General features: G+C 67.8%; 21 protein-coding genes. 8 read left to right on the top strand and 13 right to left on the bottom strand.

What is annotated here, in order from left to right:
* Positions 1-2 precede the first annotated feature (2 nt).
* Positions 3-347, top strand: coding sequence for a hypothetical protein (locus DFLDMN_RS10640; RefSeq protein ID WP_423194935.1), 345 nt, complete (start codon positions 3-5; stop codon positions 345-347).
* Positions 348-534: 187 nt separating this feature from the next.
* Positions 535-1,446: a transporter substrate-binding domain-containing protein gene (locus tag DFLDMN_RS10635; RefSeq protein WP_423194934.1), complete on the top strand. Its 912-nt coding sequence runs from the start codon at positions 535-537 to the stop codon at positions 1,444-1,446.
* Between the two features lie 24 nt (positions 1,447-1,470).
* Here DFLDMN_RS10635 and DFLDMN_RS10630 read toward each other — a convergent pair whose 3' ends face one another.
* Positions 1,471-2,367 (bottom strand): MurR/RpiR family transcriptional regulator, encoded by an 897-nt coding sequence (locus tag DFLDMN_RS10630; RefSeq protein ID WP_423194933.1) that lies wholly within the window; start codon positions 2,365-2,367, stop codon positions 1,471-1,473.
* Between the two features lie 208 nt (positions 2,368-2,575).
* On the opposite strand from DFLDMN_RS10630, the gene DFLDMN_RS10625 reads away from it, so the two are divergent.
* Positions 2,576-3,901: an aspartate aminotransferase family protein gene (locus DFLDMN_RS10625; RefSeq protein WP_423194932.1), complete on the top strand. Its 1,326-nt coding sequence runs from the start codon at positions 2,576-2,578 to the stop codon at positions 3,899-3,901.
* A 76-nt stretch (positions 3,902-3,977) separates the two neighbouring features.
* Positions 3,978-5,159 (top strand): pyridoxal phosphate-dependent aminotransferase, encoded by a 1,182-nt coding sequence (locus tag DFLDMN_RS10620; RefSeq protein ID WP_423194931.1) that lies wholly within the window; start codon positions 3,978-3,980, stop codon positions 5,157-5,159.
* A gap of 21 nt (positions 5,160-5,180) precedes the next feature.
* Here the strand turns inward: DFLDMN_RS10620 and DFLDMN_RS10615 are convergent, their stop codons facing one another.
* The 5 genes from DFLDMN_RS10615 to DFLDMN_RS10595 form a co-directional block, all read right to left on the bottom strand.
* Complete coding sequence (locus DFLDMN_RS10615) at positions 5,181-6,713, bottom strand: efflux transporter outer membrane subunit (protein WP_423194930.1); 1,533 nt, start codon at positions 6,711-6,713, stop codon at positions 5,181-5,183.
* An 11-nt stretch (positions 6,714-6,724) separates the two neighbouring features.
* Positions 6,725-7,933, bottom strand: a complete 1,209-nt coding sequence (locus tag DFLDMN_RS10610) for an ABC transporter permease (protein ID WP_423194929.1) — start codon at positions 7,931-7,933, stop codon at positions 6,725-6,727.
* Positions 7,930-8,910, bottom strand: a complete 981-nt coding sequence (locus DFLDMN_RS10605) for an ABC transporter ATP-binding protein (RefSeq protein WP_423194928.1) — start codon at positions 8,908-8,910, stop codon at positions 7,930-7,932. Before DFLDMN_RS10605 ends, DFLDMN_RS10610 begins: the two co-directional genes overlap by 4 nt.
* Positions 8,907-9,887, bottom strand: a complete 981-nt coding sequence (locus DFLDMN_RS10600) for an HlyD family secretion protein (protein ID WP_423194927.1) — start codon at positions 9,885-9,887, stop codon at positions 8,907-8,909. The genes DFLDMN_RS10605 and DFLDMN_RS10600 overlap by 4 nt, the downstream gene beginning before the upstream one ends.
* Positions 9,888-10,042: 155 nt before the next feature.
* Positions 10,043-10,804, bottom strand: a complete 762-nt coding sequence (locus tag DFLDMN_RS10595; protein WP_423194926.1) for a TetR/AcrR family transcriptional regulator — start codon at positions 10,802-10,804, stop codon at positions 10,043-10,045.
* A gap of 272 nt (positions 10,805-11,076) precedes the next feature.
* Here DFLDMN_RS10595 and DFLDMN_RS10590 point away from each other — a divergent pair, with 272 nt between their 5' ends.
* On the top strand, positions 11,077-12,516 hold the full coding sequence (locus DFLDMN_RS10590; RefSeq protein WP_423194925.1) for a carbohydrate porin: 1,440 nt from the start codon (positions 11,077-11,079) through the stop codon (positions 12,514-12,516).
* A gap of 31 nt (positions 12,517-12,547) precedes the next feature.
* On the opposite strand, the gene queF is transcribed toward DFLDMN_RS10590, so the two are convergent.
* Both queF and ilvA read right to left on the bottom strand, forming a co-directional pair.
* Positions 12,548-13,381, bottom strand: coding sequence for an NADPH-dependent 7-cyano-7-deazaguanine reductase QueF (gene queF / locus DFLDMN_RS10585; RefSeq protein ID WP_423194924.1), 834 nt, complete (start codon positions 13,379-13,381; stop codon positions 12,548-12,550).
* A gap of 2 nt (positions 13,382-13,383) precedes the next feature.
* Complete coding sequence (gene ilvA / locus DFLDMN_RS10580; RefSeq protein WP_423194923.1) at positions 13,384-14,919, bottom strand: threonine ammonia-lyase, biosynthetic; 1,536 nt, start codon at positions 14,917-14,919, stop codon at positions 13,384-13,386.
* Positions 14,920-15,146: 227 nt separating this feature from the next.
* On the opposite strand from ilvA, the gene otsB reads away from it, so the two are divergent.
* The 3 genes from otsB to DFLDMN_RS10565 all read left to right on the top strand — a co-directional run bounded on the left by otsB (position 15,147) and on the right by DFLDMN_RS10565 (position 19,279).
* Positions 15,147-15,947, top strand: a complete 801-nt coding sequence (otsB, locus tag DFLDMN_RS10575; RefSeq protein ID WP_423194922.1) for a trehalose-phosphatase — start codon at positions 15,147-15,149, stop codon at positions 15,945-15,947.
* A 118-nt stretch (positions 15,948-16,065) separates the two neighbouring features.
* The gene (locus tag DFLDMN_RS10570) at positions 16,066-17,823 is read left to right on the top strand and encodes a glycoside hydrolase family 15 protein (RefSeq protein ID WP_423198378.1); all 1,758 of its coding nucleotides are present in this window, start codon (positions 16,066-16,068) and stop codon (positions 17,821-17,823) included.
* A gap of 61 nt (positions 17,824-17,884) precedes the next feature.
* A complete protein-coding gene (locus tag DFLDMN_RS10565) occupies positions 17,885-19,279 on the top strand; it encodes an alpha,alpha-trehalose-phosphate synthase (UDP-forming) (protein ID WP_423194921.1) in 1,395 nt (464 codons plus the stop codon).
* Positions 19,280-19,336: 57 nt separating this feature from the next.
* Here DFLDMN_RS10565 and DFLDMN_RS10560 read toward each other — a convergent pair whose 3' ends face one another.
* The 5 genes from DFLDMN_RS10560 to DFLDMN_RS10540 form a co-directional block, all read right to left on the bottom strand.
* Positions 19,337-20,008 (bottom strand): nucleotidyltransferase family protein, encoded by a 672-nt coding sequence (locus DFLDMN_RS10560; RefSeq protein WP_423194920.1) that lies wholly within the window; start codon positions 20,006-20,008, stop codon positions 19,337-19,339.
* A 100-nt stretch (positions 20,009-20,108) separates the two neighbouring features.
* Complete coding sequence (locus DFLDMN_RS10555) at positions 20,109-21,152, bottom strand: XdhC family protein (protein WP_423194919.1); 1,044 nt, start codon at positions 21,150-21,152, stop codon at positions 20,109-20,111.
* Entirely contained in the window at positions 21,125-21,709 is a 585-nt protein-coding gene (locus DFLDMN_RS10550; protein ID WP_423194918.1) for a CoxG family protein, read from the bottom strand. The genes DFLDMN_RS10555 and DFLDMN_RS10550 overlap by 28 nt, the downstream gene beginning before the upstream one ends.
* Positions 21,700-22,887, bottom strand: a complete 1,188-nt coding sequence (locus DFLDMN_RS10545; RefSeq protein ID WP_423194917.1) for a vWA domain-containing protein — start codon at positions 22,885-22,887, stop codon at positions 21,700-21,702. The genes DFLDMN_RS10550 and DFLDMN_RS10545 overlap by 10 nt, the downstream gene beginning before the upstream one ends.
* Positions 22,884-23,840 (bottom strand): AAA family ATPase, encoded by a 957-nt coding sequence (locus DFLDMN_RS10540; protein ID WP_423194916.1) that lies wholly within the window; start codon positions 23,838-23,840, stop codon positions 22,884-22,886. Before DFLDMN_RS10540 ends, DFLDMN_RS10545 begins: the two co-directional genes overlap by 4 nt.
* Between the last annotated feature and the right edge of the window lie 4 nt (positions 23,841-23,844).

The raw sequence follows: 23,844 nt of genomic DNA, 5'->3' as shown, positions 1-23,844 counted from the left end.
TCATGCAACGCCTGGTCTGCAGTATGGCCGTGGTGACCGCCGTCGGCGCGTTGATGCCGATGCCCGCCCAAGCGCAACCCGCGTCCGGCGATGCGGCCATCAATAACGCCATCTCCGAAGCGGTGCGCGAGGGCTCCAGCCAGTTCACCCCCACCCCGCGCCGGCCCATGACGCGCGACGAAGAGTGCGACATGCTGGCCCGCCAGATCGGCCAGACGCCGAAACGCGTCTATCGCCCCAGCGACCGTCACGTGGAAAACAGCCAGGGCACCGACGTGCCCGCCGTCGAGCGCGACCGTACGCGCCGCCAGTTGCAGCAGATCTATCGCCAGAAGTGCATGGAATAAGGCAGCACCGGCAGTAAGCGGTGCGCGCCGTGACGGCGCATGAACTTCCGTGGTGGTGCATTTGTTTCACAATAATGGTGATAAAACCATATGTTTCATGGTAATCCATGATGGAACAATTGTTGCTGGGTGACTACGCTATGCAACATCCGAGTCATTCAACGATGCCACGAGGAGTCTTTCCATCATGAAACCGTATCGCTTGCTGTCCGCCTCCCTGGCCTGCCTGGCCACGCTGACCGCCGTCCCGGCCGCTGCCGCCGTCGATGTGGCGGCCAGCCCCACGCTGTCGAAGATCAAATCCGCGGGCGTGATCTCGATCGGGCACCGCACGTCGTCGATCCCGTTCTCGTACTACGACGCCAGCCAGAAGGTGATCGGGTTCTCGCAGGACATCTGCGACCGCGTGATCGAGGCGGTGAAAAAGGAGACCGGCGTGGCCAGGCTCGAGGTGCGCATGGTACCGGTCACCTCGCAGAACCGGATCTCGCTGGTGCAGAACGGCACGGTGGATCTCGAATGCGGCGTCACCACCAACCTCAAGTCGCGTCAGCAACAGGTGGCGTTCTCGACCACGTTCTTCGTGGCCGGCACGCGTCTGCTGGTAAGGAAGAACAGCCCGATCCACGATTTCCCGGATCTCGCGGGCAAGGCGGTGGTGACCAATGCCGGCACCACGTCGGAGCGCATCCTGCGCCGGCTCAACGACGAGAAGGGGGCCAACATCGCCATCCAGAGTGCCAAGGACTATGGCGAGTCGTTCCTGATCCTGCAGTCGGGGCGGGTGGCGGCGTTCATGATGGACGATGTGCTGCTGTCGGGCGCGCGCACGCTGGCACCGAATCCCGCGGACTGGGCGGTGGTGGGCACGCCGCAGTCGTTCGAGGCCTACGCGTTCATGATGCGCAAGGACGACCCCGGCTTCAAGCAGGTGGTCGACGGCACCATCACCGGACTGATGAAGAGCGGGGAGATCAATGCGCTCTATGCCAAGTGGTTCGCGAAGCCGGTGCCGCCCAAGAACGTCAGCTTCGACCTGCCCGTGAGCGAGCCGCTCAAGCGCGCCTACGCCAATCCCAACGACGAGGCCTTCGAGTAAGCCGCGGGCGCTACCGTTACCGGCTCAGCCGCCCCGTGTGCTGACATACGCGCCGGTGCGGTGGAGCTGGCCCTCGGTGGCCTCCAGGGCGCGGATCGCGCCCTTGCCCTTGCGCGCGAGCAACTGTTCGACCAGCGCTTCCATCATGGCCACGCCGGCGGTGATGGAGGGAAAGAACGAGGGGCTCTCCACCGAGAACAGCAGCGTGCAGTCGGCGTCGAGCGCGATCGGTGCCACGGAACTGTCGGTCAGCGCGATCACCTTGCAGCCGGCCTCGCGCGCAGCCTCGGCCACGCGCAGGCTTTCCTGCGAGTAGGGTGCGAAGCTGGCTACCACCACGGCGTCCCTGGGCGCCAGGCCGCGCAACTCCATTTCGATGGTGCCCGCATCGCCGCGGATCAGCTGCACCGAACTGCGGAACAGGCGATACACGTAGTGAAACGTGAACGCGACCGGAAAGCACGAACGGAAGCCCGCCACATGGACATTGGGCGCGGCGGCCAGCAGGTCGGCCGCGCGCGGCAGCGTATCGGCATTGGCGGCGCCCAGCGCATCGAGGTTGCGGTGCTGGGCCTCGATCATTTCCGCCAGCAGCCGGTTGGAGCCGCTGTCGCGCACCACCTTGCGCGCGCGCCGCGCATACGGCTGCGTGCCGCCCTCGCGCACGGCGTCGGCAAACAGCTCGCGCAGGCCCTGCCAGCCCTCGAAGCCGAGCGATTGCGACAGGCGCACCAGCGTGGCGGGCTGCACGCCGGCGTTGGCGGCGACCTTGCGCATGGAATGAATGGCCACTTCGCGCGGGTGGTCGAGCAGGTAGCGTGCGCCCTCCTGGAACTGGGCGCTCAGGTACGGGAAATCGGTACGCAACTGGGCGAGCAAGGCGTCCAGCGTGTCAGGGGGGGGGGATTGGTCGGCGGCCATCGGACGTCCTGGGTCTCGGATGCAACGATTGTTGCACAGGTCGGCCGGATGGCGGTGCCCGCGCGACGGCGCCAGCCGGCGAGGCCGCCCCGGCGCTGATTGTACCGTCTGTTTCTTGCATAATAAGAATGAAACACATGTTGCAATGAAGCGCGACTTCTTTCTATACTTGCGGCGTACTTCCATTGCGCGCTTTCGCTGACCAGACATGACCCACGTATTTCATCGCAATCCGCGTCAGACCCTGCCCGTGGCCGTGGCGGGGCAAGGTATCGAGCTGATCGACAGCGAAGGGCGGCGCTATATCGACGCCTGTGGCGGCGCCGCGGTGTCGTGCCTCGGGCACGGGCATCCGCGCGTGATCGCCGCCATCAAGGCGCAGGCGGACACCATCGCCTATGCGCATACGGCGTTCTTTACCACCGAGGTGGCGGAAACGCTGGCCAGTACGCTCGCCGACGCCGCGCCCGGCGATCTCGACCACGTGTACTTCGTCTCGGGCGGGTCCGAGGCCGTCGAGGCCGCGCTCAAGCTTGCGCGCCAGTACTTCGTTGAAACCGGACAACCGCAGCGGCGCCATTTCATCGCGCGCCGGCAGAGCTATCACGGCAACACGCTGGGCGCGCTGGCCATAGGCGGCAATGCGTGGCGGCGCGAGCCGTTCCTGCCGCTGCTGGTGCCGGCGCATCATGTGTCGCCCTGCTATGCATACCGCGACCAGGCCGCGGGCGAAACCGACGCGCAGTACGCGCAACGGCTCGCCGATGAACTGGAGGCCAAGATCGTCGAGCTGGGCAGCGATACGGTGGCAGGCTTCGTTGCCGAGACCGTGGTCGGCGCGACCGCCGGCGCGGTGCCGCCGGTGGCCGACTACCTGCAGCGTATCCGTGCCGTGTGCGACCGGCACGGCGTGTTGCTGATCCTGGACGAGGTCATGTCCGGCATGGGCCGCACGGGCCATCTGTTTGCCTGCGCGGAAGACGGCGTGGTGCCCGATATCGTGACCATTGCCAAGGGCCTCGGCGCGGGGTACCAGCCGATCGGCGCGATGCTGTCGAGCCGGCGTATCCATGACGCGATCGTCGGCGGCAGCGGCTTTTTCCAGCATGGCCACACCTATATCGGCCACGCGACCGCATGCGCGGCCGCGCTCGCGGTGCAGCGCACCATCGTCGAGGACCGCTTGCTCGACAACGTACTGGTACGCGGCGAACAGTTACGCGCGCAATTGCGCGCGGCGCTCGGTGACCATCCCAATGTGGGCGATGTGCGGGGACGCGGCCTGTTCGTCGGTGTCGAGTTCGTGGCCGACCGTGCCAGCAAGGCCACACTCGATCCCGCGCGCAAGACGCATGCCGCGCTCAAGCGTGCCTGCATGGAGCATGGGCTGCTGGTGTATCCGATGGGCGGTACCGTCGATGGCGTGCACGGCGACCATGTATTGCTGGCACCGCCGTTTATCTGCGGAGAGAGCGACATCGACCGCATTGTCGAGCGCTTTGCCGACGCGGTACGGACGGTGTTGCCGGCCTGAAGGGGCGATGGAAGACAAGGCGGGGCGCTTTCCGGTACGCTAGCCGCTTCATCGTCCTGCCCCCGAAGGAGTTTCGATGTCCACCGCCGCCCCAGGCTCCCATGCTGCCCCGCTGGCCCGCGATGCCGTCCGCCATCTGCGCGCGTCGCGCATCCGGGAGGTCGCCAATGCCGGTATCGGGTTGCCCGATGTGCTGCCGTTCTGGTTCGGGGAGTCCGACCAGGTCACGCCGGGTTTTATCCGCGATGCCGCCAGCCGTGCGCTGGCCAGCGGCGCCACGTTCTACACGCACAACCTCGGCATTCCGCCGCTGCGCCAGGCGCTGGCGGAATACGCGACGCGCCTGCACGGGCCGACCGCGGTGGAGCAAGTGGTGGTCACCAGCGCCGGCGTCAATGCACTGATGCTCGCGGCACAACTGGTGGCGGGTCCCGGCGATCATGTGGTGGCGGTCACGCCGCTGTGGCCGAACCTGGTGGAAATCCCGCGCATTCTCGGCGCCACGGTGGAGACCGTGACGCTCGACTACGGCGCGCATGGCTGGACACTCGACGTCGACAAGCTGCTGGCCGCACTCCGGCCCGGTACGCGCGCGGTCATGATCAACTCGCCCAACAATCCGACCGGCTGGGTGATGCCGCGCGCGGCGCAGCAGGCGGTGCTCGACCACTGCCGGCGCCATGGCATCTGGATCATTGCCGACGAAGTCTACGAACGTCTCTACTACGGTGGCGCACCGACGGCGCCGTCGTTCCTGGATATCGCCGAACGCGAGGAACGCGTGATCGCCGTCAACTCGTTCTCCAAGGCCTGGCTGATGACGGGCTGGCGCCTGGGCTGGATGGTGCTGCCCGCGACGCTGACCGACGACCTCGGCAAGCTGGTCGAATACAACACCTCGTGCGCGCCGTCGTTCGTGCAGGAGGCCGGCGTGGTTGCCGTGCGCGAGGGCGAGTCCTTCACGCAAGGGCTGGTCGCCCGCATGCGCGACGCGCGCGATCACCTCGTGGGCGCACTGTCCACGCTGCCCGGCGTCGATGCGCGGGCACCGGACGGTGCCATGTACGTGTTCTTCCGCTGTGACGGCGCGACCGATAGTCTCGAACTCTGCAAACGCCTGGTGCGCGACGCCCGTATCGGCCTCGCACCGGGCAGCGCCTTCGGCGACGAAGGCGAAGGCTTTGTACGGTGGTGCTATGCCTGCGACATCGCCAGGCTCGACGAAGGGGTGGCGCGGCTCGGGCGATATCTGGGATAGGACACGCGGCGGACCGACCTGCTATGGGCGCGGCAACGCCGCCGGCGATCGCGCGCCGGTGCCGGCATCGGCAACCTCCGTATCCTCCTGCCACCAGCCGCCGCCCAGTGCCTGCAACAGCGCGGCCGTGTCCGCCAGGCGGCTGGCCGTGGCCTGCGAGAGATCGAGCGCGGCCTGGCGCGACTGGCGCTCGGCGTCGATGACGGTGAACTGGCTGACGCCGCCGAGCCGGTACTGCCCGGACACGATCGCCAGGGTATCGCGGGTCTGGCGCGCGTTCTCCGCGCGGGCCTGCAACGTGGCGGCATCCGCATCGAGGGCGCGCAGCGTGTCGGCCACGTTCTGCAGGCCCTGCAACACGGTCTGGCGATATGCACCGAGCGCCTGCTCGTAGGCGGCCTCCGCGGCGCGCTTGCGTGCCTGTAACTCGCCCCCGCGGAAGACCGGCTGTACCACGCCCGCGGCGAGGCTCCACACATTGAAGCGACTGAACAGATCGCGCATCCGACTCTCCTGCGTGCCGCCGCTCGCCGACAGCGTGATCTGCGGATAGAGGTTGGCGGTGGCCACGCCGATATCGGCGGAGGCCTGATGCAGCAATGCCTCGGCGGCGCGGATATCGGGGCGGCGCCGCGCCAGCTCCGCCGGCACGCTGACCGGCACGGTCTCGGGCAGGGACAGGTCGTCGAGGTGGAACTCGGGCAATCTGGCGCTGCCTGGTGTCTGCCCGGTATAGACGGCAAGCTGGTGACGCGTGGCATCGATCTGTTGCGACAGGCCCGGGATCAGCGCCTGGGTCTGCGCGAGCTCGGCGCGCTGCCGCTGCACGTCGACGCGCGCGACGCCGCCGCTACGCAGGCGCGCCGCCATGATGTCGAACTGCCGCTGCTGTGCTTCCGCCAGTGCGACCGTGTCGGCCAGTTGCGCGCGCAGCCCCGCCTCGCGAATGGCGGCGGTGACGACGTTGGCCGCCAGCGACAGGCGCGCGGCCTCGCGCTCGTAGCGCTGATAGTCCACTGCCGCACGCAGGCCTTCGAGCTCGCGCCGCTGCCCGCCAAACAGATCCAGCAGGTACGACACCTGTACGGAAGCGCCGTAGAGCGTGAACGGCCCCGGATTCGGAAATGCCGTAATGCCCAGCGACTTGATGTCGAACTGCTGGCGGGTGGCGTTGAACTGCGCATCGACCTGCGGGAACCGGGTGGCGCCGGTGCGCGCGGCGAGGTCTTCCTGCGCCTGGCGCAGCCGCGCATTGGCCTGGGTCAGCGTCGGGCTTGCGGCCAGCGCCATGCGGATGGTCTCGTCGAGCGCGGGGCTGCGGAACAGCGCCCACCATTGCGGGGGAACCTCGCCATCGACAAAGGTTTGCGCCTGGCCGTGCCGTACGTCGGCCGCCACGGTCCGCACGGGCTGCTCGCCGGCGGTATAGCGCACGTCGGTCACCGCGTCGGGAGGGCGAAAGTCCGGACCCACGGCGCAGCCCGTCGCCAGCAACGTCGCCAGCAAGGTCGCGGCGCAGGCCGGCCGTGCCGGCAGGGTTGGCGTGACACGCATGGTCGCCTCCATCAGTCCAGGGTGCGCTTGTAGAAGCGCACGGCGATCGTCATCACGACGACCGTGAAAATCGCCATCGGCCACACGTTCGGCCATAGTTCCATCCAGCCATTGCCCTTGAGCAGGATGCCGCGGATCAGCCGGTTGAAGTACGTCATGGGCAGGACGTTGCCGATCCACTGGGCCCACACCGGCATGCCGACAAACGGAAACATGAAGCCCGACAGCAGGATATTGGGCAGGAAGTAGAAGAACGTGAGCTGCACCGCCTGCAACTGGTTCCTGGCCAGCGAGGACAACGTGATGCCCACGGTCAGGTTGGCGGCGATAAACAGCAGCGCGGCGAGGTAGACCGCGATCACCGAGCCGAAGAACGGCACGTTGAACACCCAGTGCGCCGCCACCAGGATGATGGTGGCCTGGACCAGCCCGATAAAGATGTACGGCACGATCTTGCCGGAGATGACCTCGATCGGCTGCACCGGCGTGGCGAGCAGGTTTTCCATGGTGCCGCGCTCGCGCTCGCGCGTCATCGCCAGGCCCGTCATCATCACCATGGTCATGGTCAGGATAACCCCCATCAGCCCCGGCACGATGTTGTATTGCGTGATGCCTTCCGGGTTGTAGAGGCGTTGCACGTCCACGTCGAACGCCGGCTTGCCGCCCGCCAGCGGCGCCAGCGCCCCCTTGAGGTCCATGCGCGCCACGCTGGCCGGCAGGGTGGCGAGCGCGGCAATGGCCTGCCCGGTGGCGGAAGGATCGGTGGCATCGGCTTCCACCAGCAATGCGGGACGCTCGCCGCGCAGCAGCCGGCGCGAGAAATCGGCCGGGATGGTCAGCACGAACTGCACATCGCCACGCATCAGCGCCTCGCGTCCGGCACGCTCGTCCGGCAGTGTGCCCACCACCTTGAAGTAGGTGGTGTTCTCCAGGGCCGCGACAAACGAGCGCGTGAAGTCGCTGTGATCGGCGGCAATCACGGCGGTCGGCATATGACGGGGGTCGGAGTTGATGGCAAAGCCGAACAGCATCAACTGGATGATCGGCAGGCCGATGATCATGCCGAAGGTCACGCGGTCGCGGCGCAGTTGCAGGAACTCCTTCAGCACGATGCTCCACCAGCGCTGTATCGAAAAGCGCGTGCCATGGTGCCGCCCAGGTCGCCTGCCTGCCGGAGCGGGTGGCGCAGCCTCGTCGCGCGGTGGCAGGGTTGACGTCATGATGGCTGTTTCCCCCGCGCGTGCGCGCCGGCCGGCGTCGCCATGTTGTCCGGGGCGCGGCTCATCATGTGGATAAACACGTCCTCGAGGCTGGTCTCTGTCTGTTGCATGCGCCGCCCGGCGCCGGCGATGCGCCTGAGGGTCTGCTCCAGCAACGCCGCGTCGCGGCCGGTCACATGCAGCGCGGTGCCGAACGCCACGGTCTGCTCCACGCCAGGCTGGCCCTGCAACGCCGCCGACAGCGTGGCGAGGTCGTCGCCTTCCACGCTCCATGTCGCCAGGTGCTGGCTGGCCACCACTTCCTGCGCGGTGCCTTGCGCCAGCAGCTTGCCGTAGGCGATATAGGCGAGCTTGTGGCAGCGCTCGGCCTCGTCCATATAGTGCGTGCTGACCAATACCGAAATGCCGCGCGCGGCCAGCTGGTGCAGTTGCTCCCAGAAGTCGCGCCGCGCCTTGGGGTCGACGCCCGCGGTTGGCTCGTCGAGCAACAGCAGCCGTGGCTCGTGCAGCAGGCAGGCCGCTAGCGCGAGGCGCTGCTTCCAGCCGCCGGAGAGCGAGCCCGCGAGCTGGGACGCGCGCGATTGCAGGCCGAGGTCTTCGAGCGCGCGGTCCACCGCCTCGCGCCGGTTGCGCATGTCGTACACACGCGCGACAAAGTCGAGGTTCTCGCGGATCGACAGGTCTTCCCAATACGAGAAGCGCTGTGTCATGTAGCCGACGTTGCGCTTGATCGCGGCGGCATCGTTGCGGATGTCGTAGCCGAGGCAGGTGCCCGAGCCCGAGTCCGGCGTCAGCAGCCCGCACATCATGCGGATCGAAGTGGTCTTGCCGCTGCCATTCGGGCCCAGAAAGCCGAAGATCTCGCCGCGCGCCACCTGCATGGTCAGATCGTTGACCACGTGCTTGTCGCCGAAATGCTTGTTGAGCCCATGCACGTCGATGGCCAGGGCATGGTCGTGTGGGGTTGCCGTGCTCATGCGCCGCGTACCTCCACCGGCTGGCCCGGATGCAGCTTGACGGCGTCGTCGCGCGCGGGCCGCGCCTCGATCAGGAAGACGAGCTTGCGGCGCGTCTCGTTGCTGTAGATGACGGGCGGGGTGAACTCGGCCTCGTTCGAAACATAGGTAATCGTGGCCGGCACCGGCGCCGCACACCCATCGCAATGGATCCGTACCGACTGTCCGTTGCGCAGCGAACCCACCACGGCCTCGGGCACATAGAAACGGATCTTGACGTTGCCGGGTGGCAGCATGCGGACCACGGGACTGCCGGCGGGCACCCATTCGCCATTGCGGTACGGCGTGTCGTAGACCAGGCCGGCCTCGGTGGCGGACACCGATTTGCGCGAAAGCTTCCACTCGGCCTGGGCCAGCGTGGCCCGCGCGGCCTCCACCTGCGCCGCCTGCGCGGCCTGTTGCGCGGTGCGGCCGGGCAGGCGGGCGACATCGATATCGCGCTGCAGTTCGCGCACGCGCGCGGCGTCCGCGTCTGCGGCGGCGCGGCTGTCGTCGAGCTGCGCGCGCGAAATGCCGCCGATCTCGTACTGCGCCTCGTCGCGCTTGCGTTGCGCCGCGCTGCGCGTGGCCTGGGCCTGGGCCTGCACCAGCTGCGCCTGGTTGACCGCGACTTCCACCGGACGCTTGCCGGTCTGCATATCGGCCAATTGCGCTTCCGCTACGCGTACCTGTTCGGCCGCTTGCCGGCGCGCGGCGCGCTCGTCGTCGGACTCCAGCACGAACAGCGGCGCGCCGCTGGCTACCTGCTGCCCGCGCTGGACCGCGAGCTGGTCCAGGCGCCCGGCAAAGGGGGAGGCCACGGCGACGAATTCGCCCTCGACATAGCCCTGCCAGCCCACCGGCGCGTCGTTGGAGCAGCCGGCCAGGAGCGCCAGCATGACGAGCGGGAGGCCGGCCTTGAGAGTCCGGGCAGGCCGGATAGCGGTGAGGGATGGCATGGGCAACTCCGGTTCTGGCTTCAGGTCGGTGGGCACGGCGACGGCGGGTGAGCCGGGCAAGCTGGTGGCGGACACGATCGGCACGCGCCGCGCCGGACGCCGTGGCGCGCCTTCGGTCCTCCTGCGATGCGCCTCGGGTGCGCCGGCATCGCCCATCATGGCGCCTTCAGGCCCTGCGCCAGCAGCGCACCCACATGGCGCACCAGCGCCTCGGTGTCGATGGCGTCGGCACCAGGCAGGTTGCGCCAGATATGCGTGGTGGCCAGCGGCAGCAAGGTCAGGCCGATCAGCGACACCATCACCAGTGCCGGCTCGAGGCCCGGATTGAGCTCGCCGCGGTCGCGCGCCGTCGCCAGAAGGCCGCCGACCTGGGTGGCGCGGCGCACCGCGATACGCTGCACCACGCGCTCGCGCAACTGGCCGTCGGCACTCACGATCTCGCGGATCCACAGGCCCGGAAACCACGGCGTGGCGGCCGCCACGCGAATCAGCTGACCCGCCAGCGCGACCACCACCGCGATCGCGTCGGGCGCGGCGGCCGCAGGCGGCTCGGCCGGAAAGACCTGGTCGACCAGCGGCTGCAAGCGCTCGTCCACAACGGCATCGAGCAACTGGTCGCGATCGCGGAAGTAGTAGTGCACGAGCGCGGGCGTGACGCCCGCCGCGGCGGCGATGGCCTTGATCGGCGTGCCGGCCACGCCGTGCTGCGAGAACAGCAGCGTGGCGGCGTCCAGCAACTGGTCGCGCTGCCCGGCGGTGGCGGCGGGACGGCCCGGGCGGCGCGGGGCCGGCGAGGCCCCGGCCTTGGCGCCGGCGGGATCGCGGCCAGGGTCGCCGGTGTCCGCACCGACGGTCGGTGCCGTTATCCGGGTGGCACGGGTCGCGGCATTGCGGACGGCGTTTCCTTTGGCAGGCATCGTGATTCTCGTAAAGTTGGTCTTATATTAATTTTTGAATTAATTAATTCAAGGGCTCGTTACAATGTCGCGCCGACGCCATTTGCTGCGGTGCAATAAACAACGGTAGACATGTCATGCGGCCTTGGCTATGCTGCGAGCCGCCGCGCCGCCCGTGGCGCTGCCGCCGCAGCCGGATGCCCGTCCCGTTTCGTTCCTTTCTGCTCCGGTTCGCGCTTTCATCACCCGCACGGTCCGCCCCCGCAAGGCGCGCCGGGATTGCCTGCTTGCCCATGTCTCTGCATCGAATCGTTGCCGCTGCCGGCCTGGTGGCGGCTGCCACCGTGATGGCTGCCGTACCGGCCGCGGCCCAGGAGCGCACGTTGGCGGCGCAGGCAGAACCTGGCGCCGCCGTCATGCCGGACAGCGCAACGCCTGGCGTGGCGCCAGCCGCGGCAGCCTCGACCGTGACACCAGGCGCGGACGCGCCCGCCGAATCGCCGTTCGCCTTCCACGGGCAGGCCACCTACATCTGGCAACGCAAGCCCGCCTTCAACGCGGCCTACTCGGGCGAAAACAGTCTTGCCGCCGAGCGCGCCAAGAGCTATTCGTTCACGAGCACGCTCGATCTCGGCCTGCGGCTGTGGCAGGGCGCGGAATTCCACTTCAACCCGGAAGTCGCGCAGGGCGTGCCGTTTTCGGACCTGCATGGCCTGGGCGGCCTGTCCAATGGCGAGCTCGCCAAGACGGCGAGCACGAGTCCCAGGTTCTACCGCGCACGGGCGTTCATCCGGCAGACATGGGGCCTGGGCGGCGGAGAAGAGACGCTGGAGGAAGACTTCAACCAGTTCGCGCGTACCGTCGACAAGCAGCGCGTGGTGCTGACGGCCGGCAACTTCGGCGTCATCGACGTATTCGACCAGAATCCCTACGGGTCCGACCCGCGCACCCAGTTCATGAACTGGTCGTTCCTCACGCATGGCTCGTTCGACTATCCGGCCGACTCGCGCGGCTACAACTGGGGCGCCGCGCTCGAATATATCGGTGACGGCTGGTCGCTGCGCTACGGTCATTTCCTGCAGCCGCTGGAATCGAACGGGCGCGAGCTCGACACCCGCCTGTTCCAGCACTATGGCGACATGCTGGAGTTCGAGAAGCGCTACACGCTGGCGGACCGTCCCGGCCAGGCGCGCCTGCTGCTATGGCGGAACAAGGCCAGGATGGGCGCTTTCAGCGATGCCATCGCATACGGCCAGGCCAATCGCATGACACCGGATGTCGCCGACGTGCGGCGCGAGCATGCCAAGGTCGGCGTCGGCGTGGCGTTCCTGCAGGAGGTGAACGATTCGCTCGGCGTGTTCCTGCGCGCCAACTGGTCCGACGACAAGACCGAGACCTATGCGTTTACCGAAATCGGCCGACAGGTCTCGCTTGGCGGAACATTGAAGGGCAAGTCCTGGGGCCGCGCGCGCGACGAGGTCGGCGTGGCAATGGCCGTCAATATGCTCGGCCGGCATCATCGCGACTACCTGGCCGCCGGCGGCCTCGGCGCCTTCCTCGGCGACGGCGCGCTGCGCTACGGGCCGGAACAGGTGTTCGAAATCTATTACAGTTTTTCGGTGTGGAAGACGCTGAGCCTGTCGCCGGACTTCCAGTACATCCGCAATCCCGGCTACAACCGCGACCGCGGGCCGGCAAGGTTCTACGGCATTCGCGCCCACGCCGAGTTCTGAGCGCGTGCCGCAGGTGCGTGAGCGCCGGTCGCTACTGGCGCGCGTTGCGCCGGTTATCGGGCCACGGCGTATTGAAGTTGGTGCGGAACGGATTGATATCGAGGCCGCCGCGCCGCGTGTAGCGGGCATAGACCGCCAGCTTGACCGGCTTGCACTGGCGCTGGATGTCCGTGAAGATCCGCTCGACGCACTGCTCGTGGAACTCGTTGTGATTGCGGAACGAGATCAGGTACTTGAGCAACCCTTCCTGATCGATCGGCGCGCCGACGTAGCGCACCTGCACGCTGCCCCAGTCTGGCTGTCCGGTCACCAGACAGTTGGACTTGAGCAGATGCGAGACCAGTGATTCCTCGACCGGCGACTCGTCGTGCGCGGCGCGCAGCAGCGACGCATCGGGCTCGTAGGTATCGGTCTCGATATCGAGACGGTCGAGCAGCAGCCCGTCGAGCTCGCCCATTTTCTGCTGGCCAAAGTCCGCCTCGGTCACCAGGCGCACCTGCACCGTGCCGCCGGTGGCTTCCGACAGGTCATGGTGCAGCAGCTGCTGCAAGGCCTCGGCCGAGGCGATCCGGCTTTGGTTGAAGCTGTTCAGGTAGAGCTTGAACGACTTGGACTCGACGATGTTGGGCGTGTCGGCCGGCACGATGAAGGTGGCGAGCGCGATCTGCGGCTTGCCCTTCAGGTTCAGCCACGACAGCTCGTACGCATTCCAGATATCGACGCCGAAGAACGGCAACGCGCGCCCTTCGGGCAGGCCGAGCTCGGTGCGCTTGGGCTGGCGCGCGATCGGAAACAGCAGCGTCGGGTCGTATTCGGTCTTGTAGGCCGAGGGCTTGCCAAGGGGCGATTGATCGGGCTGGTTCATGGTCACGCGAGAAATAGCTTGTAGACGGGATTGTCGGTCTCATCCCAGTGTACGTAACCGAGCGTGGAAAGGAAGTCGCGAAACGCCCGCTTCTCGTTCTTCGGCACCTGGATGCCGACCAGGATGTTCGATGTGTCGCCACCCTGGTTGCGGTAGTGGAACAGGCTGATATTCCAGTTCGGGCTCATGCTCGAGAGGAACTTCATCAGCGCGCCCGGCCGCTCGGGGAATTCGAAGCGATACAGCAGTTCGTTCTCTGCCAGCGGCGAGTGACCGCCCACCATGTAGCGGATATGCTGCTTGGCCAGTTCGTCACTGGAAAGGTCGATGGTGTCGAAGCCATGACGGCGGAAATTCGCCGCGATCTTGTCGTTCTCGGCCCGGCTGGCGATCTGCACGCCGACAAAGATATGTGCGACGCCGCGATCGGCGATGCGGTAGTTGAACTCGGTCACGCTGCGCGTGCCGACCAGTTCGCAGAAGCGGCGGAAGCTGCCGCGCTCCTCGGGGATCGTCACCGCGAGCACGGCCTCGCGCGCCTCGCCCACCTCGGCGCGCTCGGCGACGAAGCGCAGGCGGTCGAAGTTCATGTTGGCGCCGCATGCCACCGCCACCAGGTGCTTGCCCTTGAGCTTCTCGCGCTCGGCATAGGCCTTGAGACCCGCCACCGAGAGCGCGCCGGCCGGCTCCAGGATCGAGCGCGTGTCCTGGAAGACGTCCTTGAGGCCGGCACAGATGGCGTCGGTGTCCACCAGCACGATGTCGTCGACGAGCTCGCGCGTGATGCGGAACGTCTCCTTGCCCACCAGCCTGACCGCGGTGCCATCGGAGAACAGGCCCACCTCCTTCAGCTCCACGCGCTTGCCGGCATCGAGCGAACGCTTCATCGCGTCGGAATCGTAGGTCTGCACGCCGATGACCTTGATCTCGGGCCGCACTGCCTTGACGTACGACGCCACGCCGGAGATCAGGCCGCCGCCGCCGATGGCCACGAAGATCGCGTGGATCGGGCCCGGATGCTGGCGCAGGATTTCCATCGCGATGGTGCCCTGGCCGGCGATCACGTCCGGATCGTCGAACGGATGGACGAACGTAAGCTTGTGCTTCTGCTCCAGTTCCGCGGCATGGTTGTAGGCGTCGCTGTACGACTCGCCATGCAGCACGATGCGCACCCAGTCGCCGCCGCGTTCGCGCACCGCGTCGATCTTGACCTGCGGCGTGGTGGTCGGCATACAGACGATCGCCTTGCACTGCAGCCGGGCGGCGGAGAGCGCCACGCCCTGGGCATGGTTGCCCGCCGATGCCGTGATCACGCCGCGCTTGAGTTCTTCCGGCGTCAGCGAGGCCATCTTGTTGTAGGCGCCGCGCAGCTTGAACGAGAACACGGGCTGCGTGTCCTCGCGCTTGAACCACACCGCGTTGCCGCTGCGGGCCGAGAGGTTGTGCGCGTAGGTCAGTTCCGTTTCCTGCGCCACGTCGTACACCTTGGCGGTCAGGATCTTCTTGAGGTAGTCGGGTTGGGCGGACGGGCGGGTCATGATGGGCAAGAGCGCTGCGCGCGGGCGCAAGGCAAAAAAAGCCGGAAAATTCGGCGGAAACCGCCAATGATAATGGATGGCGCCCGGTTTCCCCGCCGCCAGTGCCGAATCCGCGACACCGCGCCGTCTGCGCAAGGGTGGCGCGCAAATCACTGACCGCCGGGTAGGCGCTTGTAGGACAACGCCCGGTGGCGGGCCGCCTTCTTCACGTGCTACGGTGTAACGCGATGTCTCCGCTACCTCTCATCGAACCCGATACCGCGCTCTTCCTGGATTTCGACGGCACTCTCGCCGATCTTGCCCCGCGCCCCGAACTGGTGCGCGTGGAACCGGAACTGGTCGGTACCCTCACGGCGCTGCATACTTCCCTTGACGGCGCGCTCGCGATCATCTCGGGCCGGCCTGTGGCCGAGCTCGACCACTTCCTGCAGCCGCTGCGGCTCCCCGCGGCCGGCGTGCACGGCGCGGAATTCCGCAATATCGGCGAGCGCCTGATCACGCCACCGGCACCAGGCATCGGTCCGCTGATGCCGCAGCTGGAAGCGCTCGTCAACAAGTACCCGGGGCTGCGGCTGGAATACAAGACCATCGCCGTGGCCATCCACTTCCGCCAGGCCCCGGAACTGGAGCCGCTGGTGCGCGCGGCGGTGGCCGACGTGCTGCGCGACGCGGTCGGGCTGGAGGCGCTGCCGGGCAAGATGGTCGTCGAGATCAAGCCGGCCGGCGTGGACAAGGGCGGGGCGATCGCCTCGTTCATGCGCATGCCGCCGTTCGCGGGGCGCCGGCCGCTGTTCGCGGGCGACGATGTCACGGACGAAGCCGGCTTCGTGGTGGTGCGGGAGCTCGGCGGCACCGGCGTGCTGGTAGGCCAGCGCGCCACGGCGGCGAGCGTGAGCGTAACCGGTCCGGCCGCGCTGCGGTGCTGGCTGCATCGGTCCGCGCACGCGCTGACGGGCAGTACGGCGCAACGGGACGAAGCAGCCCGCGCCGCTGGGGGTATCGATTCCAACTCTTCACACCGACTCTAAGGGAGGATTCGCTGTGAACCATTCAGATATCGAGCCGACCGTGTCGGTCGAGGCACCGGCTGTCAATGTCGATACGGACTGCTCCAGCCGTGTCGCCGATGCCTCGCTGTCGCTGGGCATGATCGGCAATTGCGCCTTCTCGGCACTGATCGACGGCCGTGGCCGCGTGGTATGGATGTGCCTGCCGCGCTTCGACGGCGATCCGGTCTTCAACGCGTTGCTGGACCCGAGCGAAAACGGTGGCCATTTCTCGATCGAGATCGAGGACTTCCAGGAAGCCACGCAGTGGTACGAGCCCAATACGGCCATCCTGCGCACGCGGCTGATGGACAAGCACGGCAACTGCCTGGAAATTACCGACTTCGCGCCACGCTTCTTCCGGCTCGGTCGGTATTTCCGCCCGATTACGCTGGTCCGTCGCATTCGCCCGGTGCACGGTGCGCCGCGCGTGCGCGTGAACGTGGCGCCGCGCTTCCACTGGGGCCGCATCAAGCCGGAGATCACGCGCGGCAGCAGCCATGTGCGCTACGTCGGCGACGGTACCACGCTGCGCATGACCACCGACGCGCCGCTGGCATACGTGTTGTCGAACACGCCGTTCCTGGTCACGCGCGGCTACAACTTCATCCTGGGCCCGGACGAAACGCTCGCGCACGGCGTGGAAGAAACCGCGCGCGACTTCGAGCAGGAAACCACCTCGTACTGGCGCCTGTGGACGCGCCGGCTGGCGGTGCCGCGCGAATGGCAGGAGGCCGTGATCCGTGCCGCCATCACGCTCAAGCTCTCGCTCTACGAGGAAACCGGCGCCATCGTCGCGGCCATGACCACCAGCATTCCGGAGGCGCCCGGCAGCGGACGCAACTGGGACTACCGCTACTGCTGGCTGCGCGACGCGTTCTTCGTGGTGCGCGCGCTCAACAGCCTGTCCGAAGTGGGCACCATGGAGGACTACCTGCGCTGGCTGTCCAACGTGGTCATGCAGTCGCAGGACGGGCATATCCAGCCGCTTTACGGCATCGGACTCGAACGCGAGCTGCCCGAAAGCATTCTCGACCACATGTGCGGCTACCGCGGCATGGGCCCGGTGCGCGTGGGCAACCAGGCGCAGGAACACTTCCAGCACGATGTGTACGGCAATGTGGTGCTGGGGGCCGCGCAGGCGTTTCACGATCACCGCCTGCTGCATCGGGGCGGGCCGGCGGAATTCCGGCGCCTGGAGGAAGTCGGCGAACAGGCGGTGCGGGTGTTCGGCACCCCCGACGCGGGCATGTGGGAGCTGCGTACGCGCGCCCGCGTCCATACCTCGTCGGCACTGATGAGCTGGGCCGCGTGCGACCGCCTGGCCAAGATCGCGCTCAAGCTGGAGCAGCCCGCACGCGCGGCGTACTGGCAGGACCATGCCGATCGCATGAAGAAGCAGATCCTCGAGGAATCGTGGTCCGAGTCGCGCCAGGCCTTTGCCGAAAGCTTCGGCGGCCGCGAACTCGACGCCAGCGTGCTGCTGATGGCCGAGGTCAATTTCATCGACCCGCGCGATCCGCGTTTCGTGGCCACGGTCAAGGCCCTGGAAACCTCGCTGTGCGATGGTCCGTACATGCGACGCTACGAGGCACCCGACGACTTCGGCAAGCCCGAGACCGCCTTCAATATCTGCACGTTCTGGCGCATCGATGCGCTGGCGCGCATCGGCCGGCGCGAGGAAGCGCGCGAGATCTTCGAGGCCATGCTGGCCGCGCGCAATCCGCTTGGCCTGCTGTCCGAGGACACGCACCCGGTCACCGGCGAGATGTGGGGCAATTTCCCTCAGACCTATTCGATGGTCGGTCTGATCAACGGCGCCATGCGGCTGTCCGCGCCATGGGATTCGGTGATCTGAGCAGGACGCCCGACGCTTCCCTGGGCGGACATGAAATGGGAGCCACAACAAGAAGGTAGGTATGGGAAGACTTGTAGCGGTATCGAACCGGGTGGCCGACCCCCGCAACCATGCGGCCGGGGGGCTCGCGGTGGCGCTGTCGGAAGCGCTCTCCAAGACGGGCGGCCTCTGGTTCGGCTGGAGCGGCAAGGCGCTGGACGCGAGCCAGGGCGGCACGCCCGGCGAAGGAGAACTCCATCTGCAGCAGGCCGGCAACGTGACGCTGGCCACCGTGGACCTGAGCCGCGACGACTACGATGCGTACTATCTCGGCTATAGCAACGGTGTGCTCTGGCCGGTATTTCACTACCGCCTCGATCTCGCCGACTTCGACTCCGGCGGCAATCTCAACAGTTATCGTCGCGTCAACCAGCTGTTTGCACGCAAGCTCGCGCCCCTGCTCAAGCCGGACGACGTCATCTGGATCCACGACTACCACCTGATCCCGCTGGCGGCCGAGCTGCGCGCGATCGGTTGCGCGCAGCGCATCGGCTTTTTCCTCCATATCCCGCTGCCGCCGCCGCTGATCCTGGCCGCCATACCGCAGCACGAATGGCTGATGCGCGCGCTGTTCGCGTATGACCTCGTCGGCTTCCAGAGCCATGCGGACCTCGAGCATTTCTCGCGCTATGTCCAGGACGAAGCGGGCGCCGAGCCAATGGGCGAGTACCGCTTCCGCGCGTTCCATCGCACCGTACGCGCGCTGGCGTTCCCGATCGGCATCGACGTCGACGAATTCATCGAACTCGGCCGTGGCGAAGATTCGCGTGAAACCTACGAGATGATGCGCGGCCAGTATGCGCGCCGACGTCTGCTGCTCGGCATCGACCGGCTCGACTACTCCAAGGGGCTGCCGCAGCGGCTCAAGGCGTTCCAGACCCTGCTGGCCGAATATCCGGAGAACCGGTCGAGTGCCACGCTGATCCAGATCGCGGCGCCCTCGCGCGAATCCGTGGATGCCTATGCCGACCTGCGGCGCGAGATGGAGGGCATTACCGGCGCGATCAACAGCGAGTACGGCGAGCTCGACTGGATGCCGGTGCGCTATATCCATCGCTCCACCGCGCGTCGGCGCCTGCCTGGGCTGTGTCGCGCCAGCAGCGTGGCGCTGGTCACGCCGCTGCGCGACGGCATGAACCTGGTGGCCAAGGAATATATCGCCGCCCAGGATCCCGACGATCCCGGCGTGCTGGTGCTGTCGCGCTTCGCGGGCGCGGCCGAGGAGCTGCGCGAGGCGCTGCTGGTGAATCCGTACGATGCGCGTGCCACCGCGCAGGCCATCCAGCAGGCCCTGCATATGCCGCTCGCGGAACGCCGCGCGCGCCATGAAAAGCTGCTGGAGCGGATTCGCCAGCATGACGTGCACTGGTGGAGCAGCGAATACCTGCGCGCGCTTCTGGAGACCGACGGCGGCTGAGCGCAGGCGGGTCGCCGGGCGGTGGGCGTGGCGCCCGCGGTCCGGCCCGCAGGGTGCCTAGCGCTTGCGGTCGCGCCCGGCATTGCGCGTGGGGTCGCCGTTGCTGGCCCCCTTGCTGCCGGCTTTGCCGTGTCGCTTGAGATCGTCCGGCACGTCGACATCGCGGAACGCGCCGTCGTCCTCGGTCAGGATGCGCGTGACGGGATGCATCTGCAGCAGTGCGCGTGCCCCTTCGTCGCCATCGAGCTGCAGCAGTGCATCGCGCCACGCCGCGCCAAAACCCACCGGATGCCCGCGCTTGCCGTCGCGCCATGGCGCCGCGATGGTGTCCGGCGCGGTGATCGTCAGCGCCACCGCGCGCACCAGTTCGAGCGGCAGCCACGGCATGTCGGCCAGCGCCACCACCCATCCGCGCGCCTGCGCGCTGGCGGCCACGGCATCGCGCAGCGCCGCGCCCATGCCCGTCTCCGCCGCGGCACTCTCCACCACACGGCACCCCGCGCGGCGCAACTCCGCGGCCAGCGCATCGTGTCCCGGGCGCACCACCGCGAGCGCGCCCGGCAGCGCCACCGCCAACGTGCGTGCGCTGCGCCAGGCCACCGTGCGGCCGTCCGGCAAGGTCTCCATCAGCTTGTTGCGCTGCCCCGCGGGATCGAAGCGGCGGCCGAAGCCCGCCGCCAGCAGGATGCCGGTGGGCAGGTCGGAGTCGATCAGCGGCGCGGCTGTCATGCGGTTGCCTTCATGCGCGTTGTCTTCCAGCGGTAGCCGCGGCGAGGGCGCTGTGGGATAGCCGGGCCGCGGGGCGCGAGACCATGGGGCCGTGGGACTGTCACGGGGCCGGTGCGGTGGCGGCCGGTATCGGGCAGGCCGCCTCGCCCGCCGCGATCTCGCGCGCGGCCTTGGCGCCTTCCACCTGCAGGATGTCCGGCAGCGAAACGTGGTTCTTGGCCGCGATCACTTCCGCGAGGATCGAAATGGCGATCTCCGGCGGCGTGCGGCTGCCGATATAGATGCCCACCGGGCCGTGCAGGCGCGCGAGCTCCAGGTCGGTCACGTCGAATTCCTTGAGCCGCTCCCGCCGCGCCTGGTTGTTGCGGCGCGAGCCCAGCGCACCGACATAGAACGCCGGCGTATGCAGCGCCTCCATCAGCGCGAGGTCGTCCAGCTTGGGATCGTGCGTCAGCGCGATCACCGCGCAGCGTTCGTCGAGCTTCATCGCCAGCACGGTGTCGTCCGGCATGGTGCGCACCATGGTCACGCCCGGGATATCCCAGGTCTCGGTGTATTCCTCGCGCGGATCGCACACGGTCACGTGGAAGCCCAGCCCCACCGCGATCTGGCACAGGTACTTCGACAACTGTCCGGCGCCGATCACGAGCATGCGGTAGCGCGGACCGTGGATCGTGAGCAGCCGCTGGCCGTCGAACGAGAGACCGTCGGTGACGAGCGCCGGACCCAGGGTGGCGTGGCCGCTGGCCAAATCGAGGTGACGGGTCACCAGCTGGCCGCTTTCCACCGCCTCCAGCAGCGCCGCGATGCCGCTGTGCGCGCCGAGGGGCTCCGCCACCAGCTCGATGGTGCCGCCGCATGGCAGCCCGAAGCGATGCGCCTCCTCGGCGCTGATGCCGTACTTGATCGCTTCCGGTCGATCGCCGCGGATGCCTTCGCGCCGCACGCGGTCGATGATGTCGTCCTCGATGCAACCGCCCGAGACCGAGCCCACCACCAGCCCGTCGTCGCGCACGGCGAGCATCGCCCCTTCCGGCCGGGGCGACGAGCCCCAGGTCCGCACTACCGTCACCAGCAGCACACGATGGCCTTCTGCCTGCCACCGCACGCTGCTCTTCAGGACTTCGAGATCCACGCTGTCCATGATCGTTTCTGCTTGCCTTCCTGCTGTTCCTGTTCTGCCGATGCTGGCGGCGCCGGCTGTTCTGCCTGCGCTTCCTGTGTTTCCTGTGTTGCGGACGGGTCGCCGGTGTCGCCATCCGTCCCGGTTACCGCCGCGGTGAAGCGCGCGAAGAAAGTATCGGCCATCTTGCGCGCGGCCGCATCGACCAGACGCGAGCCAATCTGCGCAATCTTGCCGCCCACCTGCGCCTGCACCGTGTAGCTGAGGTCGGTCTCGTCGCCGGCCGGGGCCAGCGCAACCCGCGCCACGCCTTTGCCGAAGCCGGCCGCGCCCCCCTGGCCATCGAAGTGGATCGCATAGCTTTCGGGGGCCTGAATATCCATCAGCGCCATACGGCCTTTGAAACGTGCTTTCACAGGTCCCACCGCCGCCGTCAGCGTCAGTAACCAGGCGTTGTCGCCGTCGGGCTCGATGCTCTCACATCCTGGAATACATTGCTTGAGCAGGGCCGGGTCGTTGAGCGCTTGCCAGGCGACGTCGCGGGGCACCGGCAGGCGCTGGGTCTGGTTCATTTCCATGGGGCGGGTCCTTGGTCGGGGCGGGAATCGGCCAGCAGCGCTTCGAGCGCCAGCAGGCTGTCGAGGTTATGTGCCGGCCGCAGGGCATCCACGTGCGGCAGGATCGCCTGCATGCCGCGCGCCTGTGGCGAGAAGCCCGCATAGCGCAGCAGCGGATTGAGCCAGACGATGCGGTGGGCAAAGCGCGCCAGGCGGGCCATTTCGGCGTCGAGCAGATCGAAGTGCTCGAGGTCGATGCCGTCGGTGACCAGCAGCACGGTGGCGCGCCCGGCGAGCGTGCGGCGCGCCCAGTGGCGGTTGAAATCGGCCAGCGCTGCGCCGATCCGCGTGCCGCCGGACCAGTCGCGCACCTGCTCCGTGATCAGCCGCACGGCATCGTCGGGATCGCGTTCGCGCAACGCGCGCGTGACATTGGTCAGGCGCGTGCCGAACAGGAACACGTGCATGCGCTCGCGCGACTGCACCAGCGCATGGCAGAAATAGAGCACCGCACGCGAATACTGGCTCATCGAGCCCGAGATATCGAGCAGCAGCACGAGCGGCGGCTTGCGTTCCACATGCCGGCGATACTTCCAGCGCAGCCATTCGCCATGCTGCCGCACCGCAAGGCGCGCGCTGGCGCGCAGGTCCGCGTGCGTGCCGGTGGCCGCCGCGCGCAGCCGGCGTGTGCGCTGCAGCCCCAGATGGGCGCGGCGCAGGCGGATCAGGTGTTGCAGCGCGCGCCACTCTTCGGCATCGAGCGTGTCGAAGTCGCGCTGCGCGAGGCGTTCCTGTGCCGAGAACGTCAGCGGCGCGGTAAAGCGCTCCTCGCGGCCTTGCGGTGTGCGAGCCGGGGCCTCGGGCTGGCGCGCCGCCAGCGCGTCCGCCAGCCGGTTGCTGCGGCGCGGCGGCGGGGCCCCGGCATCCACGCGGGGCAGCAGCAGCGCGCGCAGCTTGCCTTCCCAGTCGGGGTCGCGCCAGAACAGGTCGAATGCGGCGTCGAACAGCGGACGCTGGTCCGGTCCCGACAGCGTCAGCGCGGCCAGCGAGGCGCGCACCTCGTCGCGGCGGCCGATATCGACATGGCGCAGCGCCTCCAGCGCGTCGACCGCATGCGCGGGCGAGAGACCAAAGCCGGCAGCGCGCAGCAACCGCATGAAATGCGTGACGTTGCGCGCCAGCATGGGCAGCGTGTTCATGGCGACGGCTGGGCCTGCGGCTCGGTGGGCGGCGCTGCGGGCGGGTGCACCGGCGGGTGGACCGTCGATGGCGCCTGCGCCAGCAGCTCGGCGATGGTGGGCCCATCGGTGCGCGCGAGGTCGTCCTGATATTTCAATAGCACGCCCAGCGTATCGCGTACCGACTGCGGATCGAGCTCGGTCACGCCGAGCGCGGCGAGCGCCCGGCACCAGTCGATGGCCTCGGCGATCCCGGGCGCCTTGAACAGGTCGATCCCGCGCAGCCGATGGATAAAGTCCACCGCCTGCCGCTGCAACGCCACGGCGGCCTCGGGCGCGCGCGCCGCCACGATCTCCAGTTCGCGTTCGCGTGCCGGATATCCCATCCATTGATACAGGCAGCGTCGCTTGAGCGCGTCGTGCACCTCGCGCGTGCGGTTGGAGGTAGCGATGATCAGCGGTGGACGTTCCGCACGCACCACGCCGATCTCGGGAATCGACACCTGGTATTCGGACAGCACCTCGAGCAGGAAGGCCTCGAACGGTTCGTCGGCGCGATCGATCTCGTCGATCAGCAGCACGCGCGGCATGCCGGGCGCGGCCGGGTCGGGCAGCAGCGATTCCAGCAGAGGACGCTTGAGCAGAAAGTCGTCGTGATAGAGCGATTGTGCGGCGGGCCGTTCGCCGCGCGCCTCGGCCAGGCGCAGCGCCATGATCTGGCGCGGATAGTCCCATTCGTAGAGCGCGCTGGCCACGTCGAGGCCTTCGTAGCATTGCAGGCGCAGCAGGCGCGTGCCGAGTCCCGCGGCCATGGCCTGCGCCAGCGCGGTCTTGCCTACGCCGGGCTCGCCTTCAAGGAATAGCGGCCGCTGCATGCGCAGCGCCAGGTAGAGCACGGTCGCGGTCTCGCGATCGGCAAAGTAGCGCTGGCGGGCGAGCAGCGCGAGGGTGTCGTCGATGGAAGTGGGCAGCACGGAG

Source organism: Cupriavidus sp. H19C3 (assembly GCF_049393815.1).
Lineage (GTDB): Bacteria > Pseudomonadota > Gammaproteobacteria > Burkholderiales > Burkholderiaceae > Cupriavidus.
The sequence above is the reverse complement of the archived record's forward strand: the minus strand, read 5'-3'. Positions and strand labels throughout refer to the sequence as shown.

Coding starts and splice junctions, on each gene's coding strand:
- DFLDMN_RS10640 (WP_423194935.1), top strand. CDS start 3: ATGCAACGCCTGGTCTGCAGTATGGCCGTGGTGACCGCCGTCGGCGCG.
- DFLDMN_RS10635 (WP_423194934.1), top strand. CDS start 535: ATGAAACCGTATCGCTTGCTGTCCGCCTCCCTGGCCTGCCTGGCCACG.
- DFLDMN_RS10630 (WP_423194933.1), bottom strand. CDS start 2,367: ATGGCCGCCGACCAATCCCCCCCCCCTGACACGCTGGACGCCTTGCTC.
- DFLDMN_RS10625 (WP_423194932.1), top strand. CDS start 2,576: ATGACCCACGTATTTCATCGCAATCCGCGTCAGACCCTGCCCGTGGCC.
- DFLDMN_RS10620 (WP_423194931.1), top strand. CDS start 3,978: ATGTCCACCGCCGCCCCAGGCTCCCATGCTGCCCCGCTGGCCCGCGAT.
- DFLDMN_RS10615 (WP_423194930.1), bottom strand. CDS start 6,713: ATGCGTGTCACGCCAACCCTGCCGGCACGGCCGGCCTGCGCCGCGACC.
- DFLDMN_RS10610 (WP_423194929.1), bottom strand. CDS start 7,933: ATGACGTCAACCCTGCCACCGCGCGACGAGGCTGCGCCACCCGCTCCG.
- DFLDMN_RS10605 (WP_423194928.1), bottom strand. CDS start 8,910: ATGAGCACGGCAACCCCACACGACCATGCCCTGGCCATCGACGTGCAT.
- DFLDMN_RS10600 (WP_423194927.1), bottom strand. CDS start 9,887: ATGCCATCCCTCACCGCTATCCGGCCTGCCCGGACTCTCAAGGCCGGC.
- DFLDMN_RS10595 (WP_423194926.1), bottom strand. CDS start 10,804: ATGCCTGCCAAAGGAAACGCCGTCCGCAATGCCGCGACCCGTGCCACC.
- DFLDMN_RS10590 (WP_423194925.1), top strand. CDS start 11,077: ATGTCTCTGCATCGAATCGTTGCCGCTGCCGGCCTGGTGGCGGCTGCC.
- queF (WP_423194924.1), bottom strand. CDS start 13,381: ATGAACCAGCCCGATCAATCGCCCCTTGGCAAGCCCTCGGCCTACAAG.
- ilvA (WP_423194923.1), bottom strand. CDS start 14,919: ATGACCCGCCCGTCCGCCCAACCCGACTACCTCAAGAAGATCCTGACC.
- otsB (WP_423194922.1), top strand. CDS start 15,147: ATGTCTCCGCTACCTCTCATCGAACCCGATACCGCGCTCTTCCTGGAT.
- DFLDMN_RS10570 (WP_423198378.1), top strand. CDS start 16,066: ATGATCGGCAATTGCGCCTTCTCGGCACTGATCGACGGCCGTGGCCGC.
- DFLDMN_RS10565 (WP_423194921.1), top strand. CDS start 17,885: ATGGGAAGACTTGTAGCGGTATCGAACCGGGTGGCCGACCCCCGCAAC.
- DFLDMN_RS10560 (WP_423194920.1), bottom strand. CDS start 20,008: ATGACAGCCGCGCCGCTGATCGACTCCGACCTGCCCACCGGCATCCTG.
- DFLDMN_RS10555 (WP_423194919.1), bottom strand. CDS start 21,152: ATGGACAGCGTGGATCTCGAAGTCCTGAAGAGCAGCGTGCGGTGGCAG.
- DFLDMN_RS10550 (WP_423194918.1), bottom strand. CDS start 21,709: ATGGAAATGAACCAGACCCAGCGCCTGCCGGTGCCCCGCGACGTCGCC.
- DFLDMN_RS10545 (WP_423194917.1), bottom strand. CDS start 22,887: ATGAACACGCTGCCCATGCTGGCGCGCAACGTCACGCATTTCATGCGG.